The sequence below is a fragment of the Planctomycetaceae bacterium genome (assembly GCA_041398825.1).
In the GTDB taxonomy this organism is placed as follows: Bacteria; Planctomycetota; Planctomycetia; order Planctomycetales; family Planctomycetaceae; genus F1-80-MAGs062.
Window position 1 is genome coordinate 20,526 of sequence record JAWKTX010000022.1, and the last position, 19,729, is coordinate 40,254.

17 protein-coding genes are annotated in these 19,729 nt (G+C 53.1%); 8 read left to right on the plus strand and 9 right to left on the minus strand.

Features of this window, described 5'->3' with window-relative positions:
• Positions 1–170 precede the first annotated feature (170 nt).
• The 3 genes from R3C20_25015 (at position 171) to R3C20_25025 (ending at position 2,741) form a co-directional block, all read left to right on the plus strand.
• Positions 171–626, plus strand: coding sequence for a TadE/TadG family type IV pilus assembly protein (locus tag R3C20_25015; GenBank protein ID MEZ6043770.1), 456 nt, complete (start codon positions 171–173; stop codon positions 624–626).
• A gap of 86 nt (positions 627–712) precedes the next feature.
• Complete coding sequence (locus R3C20_25020) at positions 713–1,444, plus strand: hypothetical protein (GenBank protein ID MEZ6043771.1); 732 nt, start codon at positions 713–715, stop codon at positions 1,442–1,444.
• 103 nt (positions 1,445–1,547) lie between these two features.
• Positions 1,548–2,741: a pilus assembly protein TadG-related protein gene (locus R3C20_25025; protein MEZ6043772.1), complete on the plus strand. Its 1,194-nt coding sequence runs from the start codon at positions 1,548–1,550 to the stop codon at positions 2,739–2,741.
• On the opposite strand, the gene R3C20_25030 is transcribed toward R3C20_25025, so the two are convergent.
• Positions 2,731–4,323 (minus strand): hypothetical protein, encoded by a 1,593-nt coding sequence (locus tag R3C20_25030; protein MEZ6043773.1) that lies wholly within the window; start codon positions 4,321–4,323, stop codon positions 2,731–2,733. The genes R3C20_25025 and R3C20_25030 overlap by 11 nt on opposite strands.
• A gap of 285 nt (positions 4,324–4,608) precedes the next feature.
• On the opposite strand from R3C20_25030, the gene R3C20_25035 reads away from it, so the two are divergent.
• Positions 4,609–5,778, plus strand: coding sequence for a hypothetical protein (locus R3C20_25035; GenBank protein ID MEZ6043774.1), 1,170 nt, complete (start codon positions 4,609–4,611; stop codon positions 5,776–5,778).
• Positions 5,779–5,819: 41 nt separating this feature from the next.
• Here the strand turns inward: R3C20_25035 and R3C20_25040 are convergent, their stop codons facing one another.
• Positions 5,820–6,632: a hypothetical protein gene (locus R3C20_25040; protein ID MEZ6043775.1), complete on the minus strand. Its 813-nt coding sequence runs from the start codon at positions 6,630–6,632 to the stop codon at positions 5,820–5,822.
• A 183-nt stretch (positions 6,633–6,815) separates the two neighbouring features.
• On the opposite strand from R3C20_25040, the gene R3C20_25045 reads away from it, so the two are divergent.
• From R3C20_25045 to R3C20_25060, 4 genes are all read left to right on the plus strand, one after another.
• Positions 6,816–7,397: a sigma-70 family RNA polymerase sigma factor gene (locus R3C20_25045; GenBank protein MEZ6043776.1), complete on the plus strand. Its 582-nt coding sequence runs from the start codon at positions 6,816–6,818 to the stop codon at positions 7,395–7,397.
• A 154-nt stretch (positions 7,398–7,551) separates the two neighbouring features.
• Complete coding sequence (locus tag R3C20_25050) at positions 7,552–7,683, plus strand: hypothetical protein (protein ID MEZ6043777.1); 132 nt, start codon at positions 7,552–7,554, stop codon at positions 7,681–7,683.
• 198 nt (positions 7,684–7,881) lie between these two features.
• Positions 7,882–9,072 carry a serine/threonine-protein kinase gene (locus R3C20_25055; protein MEZ6043778.1) on the plus strand — a complete coding sequence of 397 codons (1,191 nt, stop codon included), beginning with the start codon at positions 7,882–7,884 and terminating at the stop codon, positions 9,070–9,072.
• 82 nt (positions 9,073–9,154) lie between these two features.
• The gene (locus tag R3C20_25060; protein ID MEZ6043779.1) at positions 9,155–11,128 is read left to right on the plus strand and encodes a hypothetical protein; all 1,974 of its coding nucleotides are present in this window, start codon (positions 9,155–9,157) and stop codon (positions 11,126–11,128) included.
• Positions 11,129–11,263: 135 nt separating this feature from the next.
• On the opposite strand, the gene R3C20_25065 is transcribed toward R3C20_25060, so the two are convergent.
• The 7 genes from R3C20_25065 to R3C20_25095 all read right to left on the minus strand — a co-directional run bounded on the left by R3C20_25065 (position 11,264) and on the right by R3C20_25095 (position 19,715).
• A complete protein-coding gene (locus R3C20_25065) occupies positions 11,264–13,114 on the minus strand; it encodes a carbamoyltransferase (GenBank protein ID MEZ6043780.1) in 1,851 nt (616 codons plus the stop codon).
• Positions 13,115–13,117: 3 nt separating this feature from the next.
• On the minus strand, positions 13,118–14,104 hold the full coding sequence (locus R3C20_25070; protein MEZ6043781.1) for a rhomboid family intramembrane serine protease: 987 nt from the start codon (positions 14,102–14,104) through the stop codon (positions 13,118–13,120).
• Positions 14,105–14,137: 33 nt separating this feature from the next.
• Positions 14,138–15,064, minus strand: coding sequence for a GGDEF domain-containing protein (locus R3C20_25075; GenBank protein ID MEZ6043782.1), 927 nt, complete (start codon positions 15,062–15,064; stop codon positions 14,138–14,140).
• 23 nt (positions 15,065–15,087) lie between these two features.
• Positions 15,088–16,002 (minus strand): ATP-binding protein, encoded by a 915-nt coding sequence (locus R3C20_25080; protein ID MEZ6043783.1) that lies wholly within the window; start codon positions 16,000–16,002, stop codon positions 15,088–15,090.
• 999 nt (positions 16,003–17,001) lie between these two features.
• Positions 17,002–18,102, minus strand: coding sequence for a WD40 repeat domain-containing protein (locus tag R3C20_25085; protein MEZ6043784.1), 1,101 nt, complete (start codon positions 18,100–18,102; stop codon positions 17,002–17,004).
• Between the two features lie 182 nt (positions 18,103–18,284).
• Entirely contained in the window at positions 18,285–19,370 is a 1,086-nt protein-coding gene (locus R3C20_25090) for a hypothetical protein (GenBank protein ID MEZ6043785.1), read from the minus strand.
• Positions 19,371–19,502: 132 nt separating this feature from the next.
• Entirely contained in the window at positions 19,503–19,715 is a 213-nt protein-coding gene (locus tag R3C20_25095; protein ID MEZ6043786.1) for a hypothetical protein, read from the minus strand.
• Between the last annotated feature and the right edge of the window lie 14 nt (positions 19,716–19,729).

Consider the following 19,729-nt stretch of genomic DNA (forward strand, 5'->3'; position numbering starts at 1 on the left):
CGAATAACTGACATCAATCCTGTGCCGCCGTCGATTTTTTGGCCTTTTCTTGTCGCTGTCAGGAAGCAAGGTTGTCGTGCACAGAATTCACAATTCTCCGTGCCAGGTTACTGTCGTTGCGGGCCCTTCTGTTTCCTCCAGCGTCTTTTGAGCAACACGAAAGTAGAATCATGCAGTACGTCACCAGAAACCCCCGTCGATTTCGGTTCAGAGATCGCAAAGGCGCGGCCATTGTGGAACTTGCTGCAGTCCTGCCGGTGTTCATGATGACGCTGATCGGCATTATTGAATTTGGTCGAGCGATGTCGGTGAGTCAGATGCTGAACGCTGCTGCACGCGAGGGTTGTCGACAGGCGATCCTTGATGGATCGACGAACGCGAATGTGACTGCCGACGTCAGGGATCTGGTTGTCAACACGGTCAACTGCCCGATTGGTGCAGTGACTGTCACGATCGCGGTGACCTCCGAATCCACCGGGCAAACGCTAACGGACGTCAGTCTGGCAAAGCCTCGAGACTTGATTGAAGTCGACGTTCTGGTTCCTCAGGAATCCTGCAGCTATGCGCTGTCCCGTTGGCTGTCTGGTCGGTCCCTGCGTGGGCAGTGTGCTATGCGGCACGAGTAGAGTTCCGAATCTGCTCAGTCAGGCACGATTCAAGAACCGGTGAATACACCAAATTCCATCTCGACAATTCAGGGGAGAACAATGCCATGGTCACTTCAACCATCCCGAAGACATTGCGGGGCCTGTGTGCCCGCAGAGTCGGTCTCTTGCTTACGGGGCTGTGCCTCGCTTCAGCATCAAATTCGCTTCAGGCGGAAGAAGAACGAACTCTGATCAAGGTTGAAGAAGACTGGGAAGCGCTGATCACAGAAGCTGACGAGGATTCCTGCAGCCCGCAGATCATCAATGTGATCTCCCCGGTACAGACTCTGTCGGGACTTTATGGCATGGTTGAACTCAACCACAACTCCTTCCCAACCTTCAACGAAGGAGGAATTCAGCTTCAGGGGCGAACGGGAGAAGATCTAAACTGGGCTCGTTCTTTCGCTTACGATCGTCGACTGCGTCACAGCTATGATCGATTGCAGTACACAGTCGGGCTTCGAGTTCTGCAGGAAGAATATTTCGACAATGCCGACTTACTGCTGATCGTCAAGAAGGTAGCCTCCAAATCGTGGGGCAATCTGAATAACGATGTCATGGTACTGGGGCTCCGGATGGAAGACGCCACTCTCGATGATTACTCACCCGAGTTTTCTGTGGCATCAAGCAGCGTTCACGTCGGTGCACATCGTGTCGCGTCAATGTATATGAAGGAGTGTCGCCGCTACTACTCCAACGGAGACGTCGAGACCGATACAACCGTTCGCTACGCGAAACGGTATGTGGAAGTGGAAGGCGCGATCATGCTGGACTACTACTCAAGCGTTCTTGAATAAAGAACGGGCCTGTTTCTTCCCTCAAGAGTGGCTTCTGTTTTGGTGTTCAGCATTCACTGGTTTATCAGGAAAATCCGGGCGTTCTTCCAATTGGAGACAGGTCATGAGAATAAGCGTTAAGATCAATCAGCCACCAAAGCGAGAAGGATCCATCCTTGTGATGGCAGCGGTTGTAATGGCCATTGTAATGGCGTTTGCAGCCTTCACTGTGGACCTTGGTATGATCACCGTGACCAAGGGGCAGCTGCAGAATGCCGCAGACTCAGCTGCGCATGCCACCGCCAAAGAGCTACTTCGGGCGTTTGGTCCCTCAGCGACGCTGACTCCAGCCGAAGCAGAAACTGCAGCCAGGGCAAGAGCAGTCGAAATGGTGGGGCGGTTCCGAAGTGGGGACGTCCAGTCCACGATTGCCGTAGATACGCGTGACGTTCGGTTTGGAAATCGCAGCTGGGACGAAGCGAACCAGGAGTGGTTGATGCAATGGGGCGTCCAGCCATACAACATGGTCGAAGTGACCGCGCGGCGAACAGCTGCAACGAACAGCGCATTACCCATGACATTCGCTCGTTTCCTCGGCATCTCAAGTCACGACGTCGCGGCTTCCAGCATTGCCTCAGTCGCACCGATTAACGGTTTCGAAAAACCGAAGCCAAACGAAACCGTTGATATCCTTCCGATAGCTGTGGATCTGCAGACGTGGGAAAGTCTGATGGTTGCTGCAGCTGGAAATTCAAGTGGGGGCACGTCGTCCACATTCAAAGATGTCTATCGCTATGCGAATTCTACCGGTGGAATCCTGTCTGGCTCAGACGGCGTTCTGGAGTTTGACATCTACCCGGATGTCAATACGAGTTTACCACCTGGAAATCGCGGCACAGTCGATCTGGGCAGTCCAAATAACAGCACCGCCGACCTGAAGCGTCAGATTGTCAATGGGCTGAATGAATATGACATGAGCTACTTTCCAAATGGTGAACTCATGTGTTCTTTCGAGCATCCGGTTCAGTTGAACGGAGATCCGGGCATCAGTGCCGGAATTGAAGCGTCATTGAAGAGCATTATTGGTCAGGTGCGAGCTATACCGATCTTCACTCAGGTATCCGGGCCGGGAAACAATGCCAACTACACGGTCGTGAAATTTGTGGGCGTGCGAATCATGGCTGTGAATCTGAAGGGTGGCCCCAAGAGTCGTTACCTGATGGTACAGCCAGCCGAGTTTTCGTCACCGTATGTCATTCGATCCAATGGAGATATCCAGTTCGATTCCATTGTCAGTCAGCCTTACCTCATTCGCTAGTTCGGCCAGCTTCGACTTGACGCAGCGACAGAATGAGTCGATGTCGATCCGCTCGGATTCGATGAATGCGATAACTTCCGGGGGCCTCTTCTGTAACAGAACCTGACAGCACTGAAACGTCCGTTAACTCCGCCAAAGCCTGCATCGAGAATTCTCTCGGAATGGCTGGCGGAGTTAAGTCGTTTAAGAGCTTTCGGCTCATTTGTTCGACCAGTGTCGTCATCACGTTTGGCGGGTCACCGGCTGTGTACTGTTCCTGAGTCGGACCGTCCGGTTGGGAGGCAGGTTCTGAACCCTGCGGAATGCGAAGGGGCTGCGAAAAATCCTCCGAAAGCTGTTGCTTCACTGGAATGACCGTGATTCCATCATTTGTCAGCGCCCAGCGATTGTCATCGACTGTGATACCTTTCCACCGGGATTCGATCACCATCCACTGGCTGGTTCCTCCGAATGTCGGGATGACACGCAGTGTTAATCTGAGCGTAATACGACCCTGTGAAAAAATGACCTGAAGCGGAGCCTGAGCGGCAAGTTCCACAGAGAAGACCGTGGCAACGCCAGCCTCAGGAGTGAAAAGGTCTGCCGCAATACGCTCGGCTTGTCGCTGAATAACGTCCAGCGTCATCCCGGGCGAATCGTCGGATTGGAGTAGTTTCGACAATCCGGCCCGGAGTCGGTTGAGTTGGTTGTCTGTGATGATCAGACCGCCGGGTACGAAACGGTTGATAACATCGTTCAGCAGGTGGTCATTGAGAACAACTAACACGTCTTCTTTGTCTGCGAGTTCTATGTCCGGCGCGACGCGTTCACGATCAGGGTTTGGTTGCCTCAGGACAAGCTGACCGGCCAGCTCCTTCGAGAGAATCAAACCTCGTACGGACTGCTCCGTTGAATCAGTCGATAGCTGCTGCCCGGACACCTGAAGTAGCGATTCCACACGCGGGATGATCGACTGGATGGTCGAATTGAGTTTTGATAACTCGGCATCGACCCCAGCGTCGACACGCGGGATAATGTCGCGCGACAGATCTTCGGCCAGAGCGCGGTCGATCCGGGGTGATCGCCGCAGGACCTCGGACCAGGCGATCTGATCTGCGGCCGGGCCGATTAATGGCAGCATACTGGCAATGCTCATCACGCGAACGGGGTTCTGCGAAGCCTGGATCACGCCGTAGCCTTTGTTGGTAAGCAGCTGCGGTCCGTTGATGTAGACGGGTTTGGTGATTTCAAAACGATGCAATCCGTCGCTGTGAATCAGCGCCTGTGGATTTCTGGTTTCGGTGCGGCTGGTCACTGTGCCTGAAGTAATGATCTCTGCGTGCAGCCAGCGGGCATCAGGAACAATTCGGAGACGGGTTTCAGTGATGGTCGTCTGACATCCCTGAACAGGATTTCCAAGCAGTTCTTTCGTTACCGGCTCAGATTCGCGTCGCTGTTCCTGAACCCGTTTTTCGACAAGACTCGATCGAATCACCACCGCGGCCAGGATCCCATCGTCTTCCGATACCGCGATTTGCTGCCCGGTGGCTTTTGGCAGCAGAATGCTCGACGCCCACAATCCGATCAGAAACCAGCATGGCATGGTATTTTTCTGTGTCGGTTGCATGTTCCCGAGACTTTCGGGTGGATGAAGGAGGGTTCTGAACGCCGGGCAGCCTGTTCGAGCTGAAAGAATGCCACAACCAGACCGAAGATTCAATCCGTTGTCCGGAATCCCGCGAAATACTCGCGACGTGTTACATTTCCTGGTAGCCTTTGCTCGCGCGGCGAGATGCCAGCCACCAGAATGGGAGCGAAAAACCGGTTTTCGCCCCTGGCACCTGTCTCAGAGTTGTGCCGGAACGTTGTTTGTCCAGGGCGAGTACAGATGACTTTGTTTTTACAAATCGTAGCGGGGTTCTTTGTCGCTCTTATACTTGTCGGAGCCCTCGCCTTTTGGTTTATTCGACGCAAGATTCGTAAGTTTACCCAGAACTTTGGAGGCATCATCGAAAAGGCGCTGGAACAGGCCATGTCCGGTTCCATGGTGCCCCCGTTCCGAATGCATTTGAAGTTGCACGAATCCGATGACGACGAAGATTCACCGTTTCATCACATCGATGATGTTGAGCGTCTGAGTGAACAGTTTGATGGACTTGGGTTTGAGCGGGTGGCGGATTTTGACGTCACAAACATGCCGCTCGGAATTCGAGGCTGGATTCACGCGGAGCATCGGCTGTTCGCAATTGTCTATGACCATCCCGTTGGTGGCGCAATTTGCGATGTGAGCAGGCGATACACGGATATGGCAAGCTGGACAGCTTCGAATTCGAAGTACGACGGCATGAACATGCCGCCCGGCGCGCATGCGGTTTTTCTTCCGGAATCTTCAGTCGAAGAACTCATGCAGAGAGTTCTGGAAGAGTCTCCTGTTAACAACATTATGCCCGCGGATCGCGAAAAATTTGCCTATGTGGTTGAAGCCGCCTATGCACGAACAATGAACTGGAACATTGAACGAGGAGGTCCGACGGAACAGGAAATTCGCCGTATGGCAGAAATCAACGGCGACGAAGCGACCGACGAATTCGTTGATCAGGTCCAGTCAGCATGGAAAAGAGCCATCAGCGAGTTTCTTTCTGAAAAGGCGCTGCAGCTTTGGAAAAAGGATCAGAGCCTGACAGACGCGCAGTTCGATCGGATTCAGCATCGATTGACCGTAATACATAATCGCATCCAGCCGGAACAAATGATGATGGCTGTGTTCCCCGATTTTGAACTGGCGGATGCGAACATGGACGATGAAGATTCGGATGCTGAAACCCGGCGACAAGCCCGTATTTTTGAGAAACTCAAAGCTCTGCTGCGACGTGAACCTGTGCCAAAAGCCTTCGAAAAACTGCTTCAGGTTGCAGGGCAGTCCGAAGCCTGGGCACTTCAGGGTTCGATTGCAAAGCCGATCCAGTGTGATATCTGGCTGCGACCGGACGACGAAGACGTCGATGAAGAGGACGAAGAGTTTGACACGAGCGAATATGACGACGAAATCAGTTTGTGAGTGATCCGACGCCGATTCCGGATTCGGTTTCCAGCGTCGAATCAATGCGACATGGATTTGCCGCTGGTCACGTGTTCGTGATTTCGAATATGTTCTGCGCAGTAGCAGAGGTCGCCGTCGCACTCAGCGCAGTATCGAAAATCCATTTGTGGGTGTGTCTTGTCCGTGATCTGACAAATCGTGCACTTATGAAAGTACTCGGCCGGTTTGTCAGACAATTGTCGGAATTGCCGTTTCATGTGCCGGTGTCCGCCAAGAATGCGGTAGCGAATGTCGCCGGCAAAGAACAACAGGAAATTCAGCACTGACGCGATGATGGTCAGCTTAAGGGGCCAGGTTCCGACGATGACTCCCAGTCCGTAACCAATCCATGTCAGCATCGCCAGCCACTTAATCTTTACCGGCAGGATGAAGAAGAGGTGCAAAGTGAAATCCGGGTTCAGGAATGCGAACGCAAGAAAAACGGTTCCCTGCAGGAAGGCATTTGTGGCGAATCCATTTGGCAGGATGAATGCCGCGATCAGCGTCGAGATGTAGCCAATCAATAGGAACATGTTGTAGCGAAACGTTCCCCAGTACTGCTCCAGCGCTGTCCCCATCATGTAGAACAGCCAGTAGTAGAAAAATGCCCAGACAGGGTGGCTTCCGACAGGGACAAACAGAAACGTCAGCAGCCGATGCCAGTCGCCCCGTTTTACTGCACCCACATCCATCACGATGTTGCCGATTAGTTCGGGGTTTCCCGATGAAAGCACGAAAACAGCGACCTGGCCGAAGATCAGCAGGATGGTCAGGTTGGGGATGGCGTAACGTCCGAGATGACGCTGCAGCCGGGTTAAGAGCCTGTCGAACATCTGGGTCCTCTGATTTACATTGAGGCTTGAGCTCAAAATCCTGTTCATAGCCGGGGAAACTGGGAGATCGGCGGTTTCAGCAGTGTAACAACCTGAGTTCGTTGATGCTGAATTCTGCAAAATCCGGAATTGTGCCGTGAGATTTTGCACGAATCGGGGACTGTATCAACGGAGGATACGAATATGCCACATCCGGAAACACGCCATAGTCTGATTGTGCGGCTCAGGAATGAGCAAGATGAACCAGCATGGCGCGAGTTCGTGACGACTTACGAATCCTTTCTGAGGAAACTGGTTTCTCGACAGGGCGTTCCGGAGCATCATGTACCCGATGTCACGCAGCAGATTCTGATCGCTATCGGTCGATCCGTCGAAAACTGGAGTCCTGATGATCGTCCGGAGTCTTTTCGTCGATGGCTGACAACTGTTTCTCGCCACGTCGTTATTAAGTTCATGACCCGCGAACGGAAGCAGGCCGCTGGCCCCGGCGGAACCGAATGGGTCGAACAGCTTCGCAGTGTGCCGGCAGTGCCCGATCCCGGCGATGACGCACGATATCGGCATGAGTTGATCGTCTGGGCCGCAGAGCAGGTGCGCCATGAGTTTCTGGAGTCCAGTTGGTCTGCATTCTGGTTGACGGTCATCGAAGGTTTGTCTGTGGGTGAAGTCGCGCAACAACTGGGCATTACCCCGGGAAGTATTTACATGTCACGCAGTCGAATCATGTCCCGTATCAGGAAGAAGATTCAGGAGCTCAACGACTAAGCCGTCTGTCTTCGTGGCTATCGCTGTGGCCAACACTGACATTGCGTGCGGTTTCAACGGCTGGCTCTTGTCGTTTCCAGTGAGAAGCTTGTTCCATTTGAAAACTTCAGAGGGGTGGCCCCGTCTCTCATTTTGAAATTGATCGGCAGAAACTATGCAACCAATTGCCTCACAATGCAGTGAAGAACTGTTGCGACTGCTGCTTGCCGACGCGCTGACGGAGATTCAGGAAGAGCAGATCGCGATGCACCTGAATGGTTGTAAGACGTGTCGCAGCAGGTTGTAACATCTGGCAGCCGATGATGCCGCATGGCATCAGATCAGCGCCGTCCTGCGTCTGGAACACGCGAATTCCCTGTCTGATTCGGCGGGTGAATTCGTCAAACCGCTGCAGCCTCCAGAGCAGTTTCCCGCTGACTTTGCCGTCGATTTTCTCAGCCCGTCAGATCAGGTCGACTCCATTGGTCGCCTGGCAGATATTGAAATCAAATCAGTGATCGGCCATGGAGGAAATGGTATCGTGCTGAAAGGATTTCAGCCCGAACTGAATCGACTCGTCGCCGTCAAGGTGATGGCTCCCCATTTGGCAGCCAGTGCTGCAGCTCGCCAGCGTTTTGCGAGAGAAGCGCAGGCTACCGCCGCGATCGTTCATCCTGCGGTCATGCCAATTCTGAGTGTGAATTCAACCGGGCAATTGCCATTCCTGATCATGCCCTGTGTCGACTGCGAATCGCTTCAGCAACGGATCGACAGGGTGGGCGGCCTGTCGGTCGTTGATGTCCTTCGTATTGGTCTTCAGGTCGCAAGAGGTCTGCAGGCAGCGCACGCCCAGGGCCTGGTGCATCGGGATGTTAAGCCGGCAAACATCCTGTTGGAACGAGGTGTGGAACGTGTCATGCTGACCGATTTCGGGTTAGCGCGCGCGGTGGACGATGCCTCACTGACTCGGACCGGTTTAATTGCGGGCACGCCCCAGTATATGTCGCCCGAACAGGCGCGCGGGGACGCCGTTGATCCACGCAGCGATTTGTTCAGCCTTGGAAGCGTGTTGTATGTGATGGCAACCGGTCGGCCCCCGTTTCGAGCGGAAACCAGCTACGGTATTCTTCGCCGGGTCACGGATGAAACACCACGGGCAGTGAGAGAACTGAATCCTGAAGTACCCGAGTGGCTTTGTGCCATTATTCTGAGACTTCTGGAGAAGTCTGCAGCAGATCGGTTTCAGACGGCAGAAGCCGTTGCAGAGTTGCTGGAAGACTGCCTTGCCCATGTCCAGCAGCCTGCGGCGATACCACTCCCGATCACTGCTCGATCTCTGGTCAAGTCGTCCGGGCCGTTGTCGCAGTGGCGACTCTGGCTGGCAACTATTGGTGGAGGTTTGTTGCTGGTTTTGATTGCTTATCAAACTGCGACTCTGGTTGAGGGACCATCAAACGACTTTCAAGCCGAGTACGGTACAGATAGCCAGACTGCTGTTGATCGCAATTCCCTGGCCAGCGGTAAGCTGCTGACTCCGATTCCATCGTCATCAGGATCCGGAGTCTCAGCAACTGGACAATCGGCAGGTTTCTCTGCAGGCAGCAGTCATGATCTCCCAGATGATCCGAGCTTCGACATTGAGCAACTGCATGAAGAAATTGATCAGCTGTTGGAAGACACAAGCGAACTGCCGTGAAGGCAGATAGCGGGAAGGCCTCTTGAAATTGAAAACACGAATTGACGATTCAGACACTGTGATACTGCAGAGGAGATTGAACATGTGGAACGGGATTCACCTTGTGAAACTGGCTGTTTTAAAACTGTTTGCTGTGATCGTGGTCATGCCAATTGGTCTGGCTGACGAACCCATTTCACAGAATTCGAAGGACAACAATCCGTCGAAATCGGAAACGTCTGCATCCCGGATGGGCGAACCGAATCTACCGGGCTCAGGCGGTCTCAGTTCGGATAGTCTGGACCTGGATCCTGGTGGCCCTGGATTATCACGGACAGCAACGAAGCGGTTTGTTCAGTCGGGTTCAGTGATCATTTCGTGGTCGGAAGGCAATGATGAGCTGCGTGGGTTCAGCCTCACGAAGGGCGAATGGACGAAGTTGAGTGTACATGTCAGCCCGCATCGAAGCCTTCTTCCGGTTGTCGGCGATTCCGTCGCCGCCGTTGTTCTCGACGACGCCATTGCTGCTTACAGCAGCATGGCCGGCCGTTGGGATGTGGTTAAGGTGGCAATGAACAACGCGAATCTTCCGATCGTTGACCATGATTTGGTGAGAGGCAACTGGAACGGTCACCTCTATACCTTTGCGGCGTCGACAGGTCGATGGACATCACCCACCGATCCGGAACTGCAGGGTGACTCTTTCACGTTTCTTTATTCCCGCAGAGAGCATGCCGATCTTGAGCAGCAATTCGTACAATGGCTGAATGCTGACGACAACGAATACGGACAATATCTGGGTGCAAACTTCACGGGAGTCCAGCCGTCTTTGACGTCGAAAACAGGAGCAACCAGACAGATCATGGTTGAGGGCATTCGCAAAAGTGCGCTGGAGGCTGCAAAGACAAAATTGAACCAGTTGCAGGCATCGTCAGCAAAAGACTCGGTCGCGGGGGAAACAGCAGATCATCCGGACGAGCCGGCTGCTGTGCAGAGCGATCCGTCGGACTTCGGGATATCCGACGTGGATGTCGCGAAGGGGAATCTCGCAAAAGCTGCGGAAGAAATTGCATCGCTATCGGTCAGGTTGAAGAGTATCGAAGACCAATGTCAGCAGATTGCTTCTGAGGCACGCTCTTCAGCGGAACCATCGGCTCACAGGACTGCCCTCAGGAAACTGATTGAGCAGTCGTTCCAGGTGCGCTTTGAAATCCAGTCACTGGAGACTCAGCGCATGCAGGACAAACTGACAATCATCCGGTCCAATCTGGAAACCCGCCGTCAGAACAGGAATCGAATTGTGAATCAGCGGATCGAACAACTGGTCAGTGCCACCGGCAATGCGACACGATGGGATCGTCCGACTGAAAGCGTTGTCCCCAATGGTACCGGTGCCGGACTGTCAACGGCTTCCGACCGAGAATCAATCAGCTTGCATGCGGAATCACAATTGGAGCCAGGTCGTGATTTGCAAGCCACTTCCAGAGTAAACGTTACCGCAGATCATCGGCTTGCTGCCGCTGAAGAATTGGCTCAAAAACTCAGACGGTTTCGGGCGGCCACGCGGGAACTGAATGCTGTACTCGCTGAAAGAAGTCAATCGCTCGAAGCGCTTCGGCAATCCGGTGCATTGCCTGCACAGGGGATCGCCTCTCGCATGGGAATGCTTCAGAAGGAAGTGGTGGAAGTCTCGTCGCAGTTAGATGAAACTCGCCGCGACTGGCAGCAGACGTGGGATACTTATCAGGCTCAGCTTGAATTGTTGCAACTGGATGCGAAGGAAGCGGAAGTTGCGTTGCATGCGGCCGGTACCAGAGCAAAAAGAATGAATCAACTGGCGGAACGAAACGCCGCCAGTGCGATCGAACAACTGGACGCAGAGACGGAATTGCAAAAATGCGAAATTCAGTATCAGCGAGCCCTGACAATGCTGAAACTCTATGAGGATCTGATCAAAAAATCGCCGGAACTCATGCCGAACCAGCCATCTGACGATGCGGTGCGAAGCAACGAGGAAAGTCGGAAAGCTGACAGAGATTCCGTCGAATCTGAACCCATTCGTGTTCACCAGAACTGACGCACTGCGGGTGGCAGGTGGCCGGTCGTTTCAGAATATGCTGTGCGGCGTTTCTGTTTTCCGGGTATCTTTCGAATCCCGCTATTCGCAGTGCTTTGATTGTCGGTATGAATGGACCTGCATGTCCTGCCGAGTTCAGTCCGGGGAGAACTGGTCAAGATGAGATTTTCGTTCGGCAGCGGTGGCCCCGGGATTCTGGTCTGACTTGCGAATGACGAATTTCCCCAGAACCAGTACATCCATATCGGTCATCTGAAAACATTTCAGTGCATCGTGTGGAGTGCAAACGATCGGTTCGCTTCGCACGTTGAAGCTGGTGTTGATCAGCACGGGGCATCCTGTTTGCTGATGAAAGGCCGTCAGTAGCTGATGCAGAAGTGGATTTCGGATCTTATCAACGGTTTGCACCCGGGCTGAATAGTCGACGTGAGTCACGGCGGGGACTTGAGACCGAACTTCATTCAGGCGATCAATCCCAAACCGATGGTCACCAGCGGATGTTTCGGGGGTATCAGCCAGCCGACGACCGGGAATCACTGGCCCGACAACCAGCATATAAGGACTTTCAGTTCCCTGTTTCAGCTCAAAGTACTCGGATGCTTCTTCTTTCAGAACGACCGGAGCAAACGGACGAAATGATTCGCGGAATTTGATTTTCAGATTCATCACGGACTGCATCTTTGGGTTGCGGGCATCTCCGAGAATGCTGCGGTTGCCCAGTGCCCGCGGTCCGAACTCCATACGTCCCTGGAACCATCCGACAACGTTTCCCTGTGAGAGCAGATTCGCGACAAGTTCACACAATTCCATTTCATTATCACACTTTGAATAGGTGACACCCTGGGACTTCAGAGTGTCAAGAATCTGCTGATCTGAAAATTCGGGGCCCAGCAGGGAGCCCGCCTGGCCGTCCGGAGTTTCAGCGCGGCGGGGCTTATTCAGTAGTTGATGCCAGATAAAAAGTGCATTCCCCAGGGAACCACCCGCGTCACCGGATGCTGGCTGGATCCAGACATCCTCGAAAGGACCGTGTCTCAGAATATGGCCGTTACCAACGCAGTTCAGTGCGACTCCACCGGCCAGAACGAGATGTTTCATGCCCGTGATTTTGTGTGCCTGACGGGCGAGTTTCATCATGATGTCTTCTGTGACACTCTGGACGGACGCCGCCAAATCCATGTCGCGTTGTGTCAGCGGTTCTTCTGGTGTTCGAGGCGCACCTCTGAACAGTCGGTGAAACTCTGGCGACGTCATCGTGAGGCCGTGGCAATAGTTGAAGTAGCTCATATCCATTCGGAATGAGCCATCTTCTTTCACATCAATCAGATGATTCAGGATCAGATCGCGATAGATCGGTTTGCCATAAGGAGCCAGCCCCATCAGTTTGTATTCACCACTGTTGACCCGGAACCCGGTGTAGTATGTGAACGCCGAATAGAGCAATCCCAGCGAATGTGGAAATCGAATCTCCTGGCAGAGTTCAATGCGGTGATCTCGCCCCATACCAATGCAGGTAGTGGCCCATTCTCCCACACCGTCCATCGTGAGTATCGCTGCCTCCTGAAAAGGCGACGGATAAAACGCGCTGGCAGCATGTGATTCGTGATGCTGCGTGAATACAACTCGCCCCTTGTAGCCGCCTCCGATACCGGCCCGCAATTCTCCCGGAATGTGTAGTTTCTGGCGGAGCCAGAGCGGAAGCCCCCGACGAAACGCCCGGTAACCGCGTGGTGCAAAGGCAAGCCACGTTTCGAGCAGACGATCGAAGTGTGTCAGTGGCTTTTCATAGAAGCCCACGTAGTTCAGGTCGGCAGCGGTGATTCCGAATTGTTGCAGACAGTACTCGACTGCATTTGCCGGAAATCGTTCGTCATGTTTCTTTCTGCTGAATCGTTCTTCCTGCGCCGCCGCCACAATTTGTCCGTCAACCACCAGTGTTGCCGCGGAGTCGTGGTAAAGGGCGGATATGCCGAGAATCGCAGTCAAGCTTCATTTCTTTCTTGCTGGAAAGGCGATGATTGCCTGCCTCGCGCCGATCAGGATGCCTGTAGCAAAGCCACTAACGTGGCACGCGTTTGCGACAGGACCCAGAGCACCTGTCATGCACAGTAAGAGCCAGGCAATGGAATAGACAACCTGACTGGACATCAAACCTATACCAAGTTTTGGTTGAGTTAAGCCCTTCATCCAGATGTATCCGATGAGCCCGAATACGACTCCTGACATGCCACCAAATCTGGGGCCGGAGTAATAGAACTGCGTCAGATTTGAGACCACTGCGACAATGATTACCAGAGCCAGGAACCTGCGGGTCCCTCGTACGAATTCGACGGCAATGCCAAGGTTGCGCAGCCACATCAGGTTGAACAGGATATGCAGCACATTCATGTGGATAAAAACCGGCGTAACCAGTCGCCAGACTTCACCCCGCGACATCGTCTCCGTCAGCGTTTCGTTGTGGTGCGAATAGAGTTGGACACCGAAGACCGAAAGTACGTAAGTCGGCGTGGACCAGTCTTGTATCCAGAGGTTCTTCAGCAACGGAGAATCCAGATTGTTGCACGTTTGTGGCATCCCCATCGAATTGTCCATTTGGGGAGGCCAGCGTGTACAGAGCGCGACCACAAGAATGCTGATGATCATGAGAGCCTGAGTGGCCGGATAGATACGCCACCACGGTTGTTCCCAGCGACTCCTGATACTGACGGTGTCAGTGCCTGCAGCAACCGCAGACTGATTCAGCTTCGACCTGCGTCTTTTGATTTCCTGTACGGATTCTTTGTAGACCTCAGCAGACGGATTCTGCAGAAATGTCTCCAGAAGATTCTTTGCCTGCTGGACCTGATCGTCGTTTTCGACCCAGAGCGTCCACGCGCCGTCTTCTTCCTCGAGTGAAGACGTGATCCCCAGTACAAGCAGGTAACAAACGAAGTGCAGAGCCTGATCTTCGTTCTCAAGCCTTCCGATTTCCCGCATGATTCACAACCTGATAATGAAGTGGATCATGTTTCAGGGATCCGTTGACTGAACATTATTGCGACCAGATTTCTTGGCAACATACAACCAGTGATCGGCAATTCCGATGAATTGATCCACGGAATAAGATGTCTTGCCATTCGCGCAAGCGATCCCCAAACTGCAGGTAACCGTAATTGGCCCTGACTGTGTCTGAAAACTGGTGGATGAAATGGCCAGACGGATGCGTTCTGCAATTCGCCTTGCTTCCTTCAGGGTAACCTGCTTTGCAATGACAATAAATTCTTCTCCACCCCAGCGTGCCAGAAAATCTTCCGGCCTGAGTTGATCTCGAACTCGTTCGCAGAAAACCCGGAGCACTTCGTCGCCGACCAGATGGCCGTGTTTGTCATTGATGGCCTTGAACAGGTCGATATCCATCATAATCATTGCGACGCGTGCGTCTGACGACTGGCACTTCTTCAGGAGTGACTGGAGTGTTGGAATCAAATAACTGCGGTTGAATGCATTGGTCAGAGAATCCCGGACCATAAGATCCTGAACCACCGTGTGATACTGAGCTTCCTGATCGAATGACGACAGAAATTTGAAAATCGTACCACCCAGGCGGATGAGCTCTCCGCCTTTCAGGGCAAGTGATCCGCTGATTCGGGCGTCGTTGACATAGGTTCCGTTTGTACTGTTCAGATCCTGAATCAGGTACCCTGCGTCTTCAAAAATGATCGCGGCATGATGTCTCGATGCGGCAGAATCTTCGATTGCAATCTGACAGTTAAGATCTCTTCCGAGAATCGCTCGCCGCTGGTGAATCCGAATCATATGTACGTCGGGACGGGCAGGGTAGATTTGCAGCAGGCAGCCCCGCGGCATATCCGGTTCCTGCATACAGTTTAAATCGAAACCGCTGGCGTTCGTTTCCGCGAGTGAGATGACTTCTACTTTTTGCGTCGGTTGGTTCATGGCCGGAACTAAGCTCGATGCTGTTATGAGCAGGGTTTGAAAATCGCGGATTGCTGAATCGGTTCAGTCCGGTTGGCTGCACGCGAATAAAGTACCATCGTCACCTGGTTGCCTGGTTTGTTAAAGAACAGCTCATCTGAAAACGCCTGCATCATCATCAAGCCACGGCCGCTTGCCAGAATCTGCTCCGGATCATTGGCCCGTTCGAAGGCCGCCTCAACATCAAACCCGCGACCCTGGTCCGTGATTGTGAGCCAAAGTCCGGGACGTCCTGCTAATTCATGGATGGTGACAACGCGGGACTTCCATGGATCCCGGTCTTCTCTTTCCGCTGCCATCTCCAGAAATCTGGAGGAACCATCTTCTTTGAGTGACGAACAAAGTTCGAGGTTGCCGTGATAAAAAGCATTGGCCAGGGCTTCCTCCAGCGCCATACAGAAGTGGTTGGAAGCTGAGTCGCTGGCAATCTCGAAGTCCGGGATACTCTGCAGCAGTCGATTGCGTATCACCGGTATAAAACGAGTTTGTGTGGGTATCACAAACTCTGTGCCACGAAGATATTCCGACTCCAGGACAACTGTTTCCCGGATTTGTTGCTCTGGTTGTATCATCATGCCAATTCCCCGTATCCGAAGGGTCAGTATGTCACGGCTCAGGGATTCCCATTCACTGACACGAAGTCCCGAATCATTCTTCACACACTTCATTATCGCATAGGGTTTGTCTGAACTGGATGGCTGGGCGTCAAGTAAGTCCAGTGATGAAGCCACTTCGGCATCGAGGATTAACCAGGTCCCGTTTTGTACCGAAGCGAGGTCTGTTCGTTCCCACTCTTCCAGCGATTTGTGCTCAACCAGGAGCTCAGGAGCCAGTTTCTGGCCGATCCCGAATATGTCCAGGAAGAAAACTGCTCGGTTAGAAATGACAAGAATCTGCATCGAAATAGGTCGAGTATGGGGAGGCGAAAACTTCGTCCTGAGGTCCAATCCAGAAGTTTATGTCATAAAATCGGGGCAATTCGGCGCAGCCTTCTCTGAATTCGGTACGGAATTCGTTCTCCGGTACGGTTGGGAGTGATGGTCTGCAATCCTGAGCCGCACGGTTCAGTGCTTTAAGTACGGTTCGGTTTTCTGATCGGCTCCACTTGTGCTGAAGGTCCTATTGGGACGGATCGATGGTTAAACGTCGAAATGCTTGCAAGGTGTACCGCCTTTGCGGTCTTCTTCTGCGCGATCCTATTCGGACAAACCATCCATTTTCAGCAGGATGTGTGCGTCCACTCATTGGGCACCGGCACCTGTCCGAAGCTGCATATTCGTCACGACCAGGTCGTTCGATGGAATTGTTGCCACCATCACAACAACAACCCCATTCACCGGGGCCTCCACCACGATGGAATTGCATTCGATTCACCTTGCGGGGCAGAGACTTCAATCCCTTGGCATGATCATGATTGCGTCGTCTGTTCGATCCTGACGCAGTCATTCGATACTCCGGAACAGATTATCGAGCCAGAACGCCCCGGAATTGTGTTTCCCCGGATCACATGCAGAGACGGGTACCAAAGACGATTCTTGTGTGATTCGAGTGTCCGTGGTCCACCCTGCATTTGAATTGGTTTGACCTCTCGCACAACAAATGCGGCTGTTTCTGAAGTTGCGGAGGTTGTGCTGGCCAGGTTCCAATTTCAGTTCTGCGGAAGCAATCGCAGCCATACACCACGAATGTACGCAGGTGCCTGGAAGCGATGGCTTAGAAAGGCATGCCTGTAATGTTCAGACCCATTCGGCGGCGCGGATTAACTCAAGCAGATCGGCCTCATTCCTACCCGACCATTTCAACCAGGGCACACCACAGCCAATTTGCGGTGCCGGACCGTGAAGTGTGATGCTGTTTCCGAGGAAGAGTATTTTGTTGATTCGTATCGCCGCGGTGGTCTACTCTTTGAACCCTTTGACGATTTCACTGGCAAATACCTGGAAACCGCTGTTCCTGAATTCGCAGGTCTGACCTCTGCGATGACCGGTAGCCATGTGGCTGCCATCGTCTGAAATCGCGAAGCCCCAAACAGATCCCGGATTGTCGCTCAGAAGCATGTCATCCACCAGTCTTTCACCCGTTGTGCAGTCAACAAAGGAAAGCGCCTGCGTACCAACAATCAGGACGTCCGGGTGGAGCGGTGAGAAGTGGAACTTTGAAATACTACTGTAACTCAGCCGCGTGATATGAGGTTTCTCAGCCTTGCCATCGTCGTTGTAAAGGTGAATCGATCCATTCTTGCAACCAGCAGCGATCACTGTGCCGACTCCAGGTTGGACCTTGAGATCCATGATTCTGGACGATGCGTCGAACAGCGTGACGGACTCCCGTGGTGTCTGCCCCATGCTGATTGCTGTGATGACGCCACTTTCAGAACCAACGTAAAGTTTGGTCGCGTCATGGTTAAAGGCAATTGAGCAGATCGATTCGTCGTGGTCGGTCTGGATTGGTGCCAACAGCTTTGAGGATTTCAGGTCCACAAAATCAATCTGATTGCCTGCTGAGATAAACGCCAGCGTTCCTGTCGATCGGTGCAACGAGAATCCATTGCGTCCTCCCGCGTACGGTCCCACTCGGCCGAGCTGCTCACCGGTCTGCCAGTCGAACAGTTTGATGTCACCCGAGCGTTCCGAAGTGCCACTGAAAACGGCCAGTGCATCTGCTTCAGGAATCGACAGCATGTCGGTGACACCCTCCAGTCGAACCCGCCATGCTCTTTCATCTTTTCCAATATTGTGAGCGACAAGTGTCCCGTCGGACTGGCCTCGAGCGAGGATGCTGGCATCGCCATTAAATGCGAGTGCTGTGACCGTTGCACCGGTTTCTGACGGTGCGGACTGGATTTCTGAATACGCGCCGGCAGCTTTTTTTGAAACAGCATCTTTCCTGATGTCCGGGTTTGACCGGATCTCTGTGTTTGACCCGGCGTCCTGACCGGCAGCACTGGTTGCAATGCAGAGTAATGCTGAGACGACGAATGGGATTGCTGCAAAATTCATGTTCACCGACCTTTCCTCAGACCTTAGCTTAGCGTTAGCTGTCATTTACGGTGCTGCCGTGTGCCGCGTACCGGCCATAAGTTTCTGGTGGATGGCCGCATGAAAGTGAGCGATGAATAGTGATCGCTTTGCAGATGCCGCCCGGTTCTTTCGATTTGATTGCGTTGCCCTGCGAGTAATTGTCAGAGCAAATCGAAGGAGTCCAGCGCTGTCACGGCCGTGCGGCTTTGGACGAATGATTCGGATCCAACGGCATAGACCTGATAGAAGCGGGTCCCGCGAATGATCATTCGTCCGCGTATGTTTGACCCGCCCTCGTTGGCATCAATAGCGACTGACCATTCTGCCTGATCATTCTGGTCGGGCAATCTCTGGAATGACCGTACCGTACCACCCATTTCCCGGCCGACGGTGTCTGCAGCCGATCGGAGTGTCTCGACAAGTTCTCTCTCACTTTCGAACATGCCATCCTGCAGGTCTGCATGTACAACCAGCAGCAGTGACGGGCGTGCGCCCATAACAAAGAAGTTCATTTGCAATTCATCGCCGCACGGCAGCGTGTTGCTCTGCTGGATGAGTTTTGGCTGGGCGATTGTGTACATCTCAAAACCACCGATCTTTGACTGGAGGTACTGGAGCCCTTTCGCATCGATCGGGCCGGAGCTGCCGCCATTGACGGAGCGTTTCCTTTTTTTCTTCGATGGAGCCTTCAGATCGAGCGACTCGAAGGAATTCACGAACTTCTCTGCTTCACGGTTCTCAACCTGGGCAGGGCCGCCGATGACGGCAATTCCGTAAAAGAACTTTCCAACGACAAAGAACCGCAGACGCATGGTGATGATGGAATCTGGCAGGAAGACCTGCAGTTCACGCGCTTCGATGTCTCCGGGTAGGGTCAGTTGCTTTTCTGATTTCAGTGCCGTCTCACTATCCAGTGAATCGATGATTTTCCTTCGGAAATCATCCATGACGTTTTCTTCTGTGTCCGACAGGTTCTTTACCTGATCGACAGTGACGCCGAACTTCACACCATCCCGGGTTGCCGACCACTCTCGACGCTCCGCAGGCAACTTTTTGAAGTTGGTTATCTTCACAATTTCCAGTGTCGGTGCAGCCGGAAATTCTATGCGAAATCTGTCGACTTCAGACGTAAACGCTTCAGTGAGGGCCGGGCCTGCCTCCGCGGTTCGACATGTTGACACGGATGTAAATGCAAGGGCTACGGCCACGAACGGCAATAGTGCTCGATGCGTTGTGTATCGTTTCATTGAAGAATTTCCTGCTGGCTCTGGAGGGATTTCGGTCTCTTCCACCATCTCAAACGCAACGCCACCGTAAATCGGACATCGATCGTTAAAAAACTCCCGATATTCTGTCGTTGGTTGAGGGTGAGAGGCTTTTCAATCACCTCGCCTGAAGCAACTGGAGCAATCAATCACCTGGGCCGCAATGTTTTTTTTCACCCGGGATTCCGGGTCAGCCAACTCGGCAACGGCTGCCTGCAGGAGCTTTTTCCGCCAGAGAATGCTGGTGGTTCCCGGATAAACGTCCGGGCTGGAATCAGAATCTCGCTTGCATTGAGTGCCGGAAACCAACGAGGCTGAGTTCTGCATCAAACAACCTTTGC

Bases quoted from the DNA above. Each gene is read 5' to 3' on its own strand.
- R3C20_25015 (MEZ6043770.1), top strand. From the start codon at position 171: ATGCAGTACGTCACCAGAAACCCCCGTCGATTTCGGTTCAGAGATCGC.
- R3C20_25020 (MEZ6043771.1), top strand. From the start codon at position 713: ATGGTCACTTCAACCATCCCGAAGACATTGCGGGGCCTGTGTGCCCGC.
- R3C20_25025 (MEZ6043772.1), top strand. From the start codon at position 1,548: ATGAGAATAAGCGTTAAGATCAATCAGCCACCAAAGCGAGAAGGATCC.
- R3C20_25030 (MEZ6043773.1), bottom strand. From the start codon at position 4,323: ATGCCATGCTGGTTTCTGATCGGATTGTGGGCGTCGAGCATTCTGCTG.
- R3C20_25035 (MEZ6043774.1), top strand. From the start codon at position 4,609: ATGACTTTGTTTTTACAAATCGTAGCGGGGTTCTTTGTCGCTCTTATA.
- R3C20_25040 (MEZ6043775.1), bottom strand. From the start codon at position 6,632: ATGTTCGACAGGCTCTTAACCCGGCTGCAGCGTCATCTCGGACGTTAC.
- R3C20_25045 (MEZ6043776.1), top strand. From the start codon at position 6,816: ATGCCACATCCGGAAACACGCCATAGTCTGATTGTGCGGCTCAGGAAT.
- R3C20_25050 (MEZ6043777.1), top strand. From the start codon at position 7,552: ATGCAACCAATTGCCTCACAATGCAGTGAAGAACTGTTGCGACTGCTG.
- R3C20_25060 (MEZ6043779.1), top strand. From the start codon at position 9,155: ATGTGGAACGGGATTCACCTTGTGAAACTGGCTGTTTTAAAACTGTTT.
- R3C20_25070 (MEZ6043781.1), bottom strand. From the start codon at position 14,104: ATGCGGGAAATCGGAAGGCTTGAGAACGAAGATCAGGCTCTGCACTTC.
- R3C20_25075 (MEZ6043782.1), bottom strand. From the start codon at position 15,064: ATGAACCAACCGACGCAAAAAGTAGAAGTCATCTCACTCGCGGAAACG.
- R3C20_25080 (MEZ6043783.1), bottom strand. From the start codon at position 16,002: ATGCAGATTCTTGTCATTTCTAACCGAGCAGTTTTCTTCCTGGACATA.
- R3C20_25085 (MEZ6043784.1), bottom strand. From the start codon at position 18,102: ATGAATTTTGCAGCAATCCCATTCGTCGTCTCAGCATTACTCTGCATT.
- R3C20_25090 (MEZ6043785.1), bottom strand. From the start codon at position 19,370: ATGAAACGATACACAACGCATCGAGCACTATTGCCGTTCGTGGCCGTA.
- R3C20_25095 (MEZ6043786.1), bottom strand. From the start codon at position 19,715: ATGCAGAACTCAGCCTCGTTGGTTTCCGGCACTCAATGCAAGCGAGAT.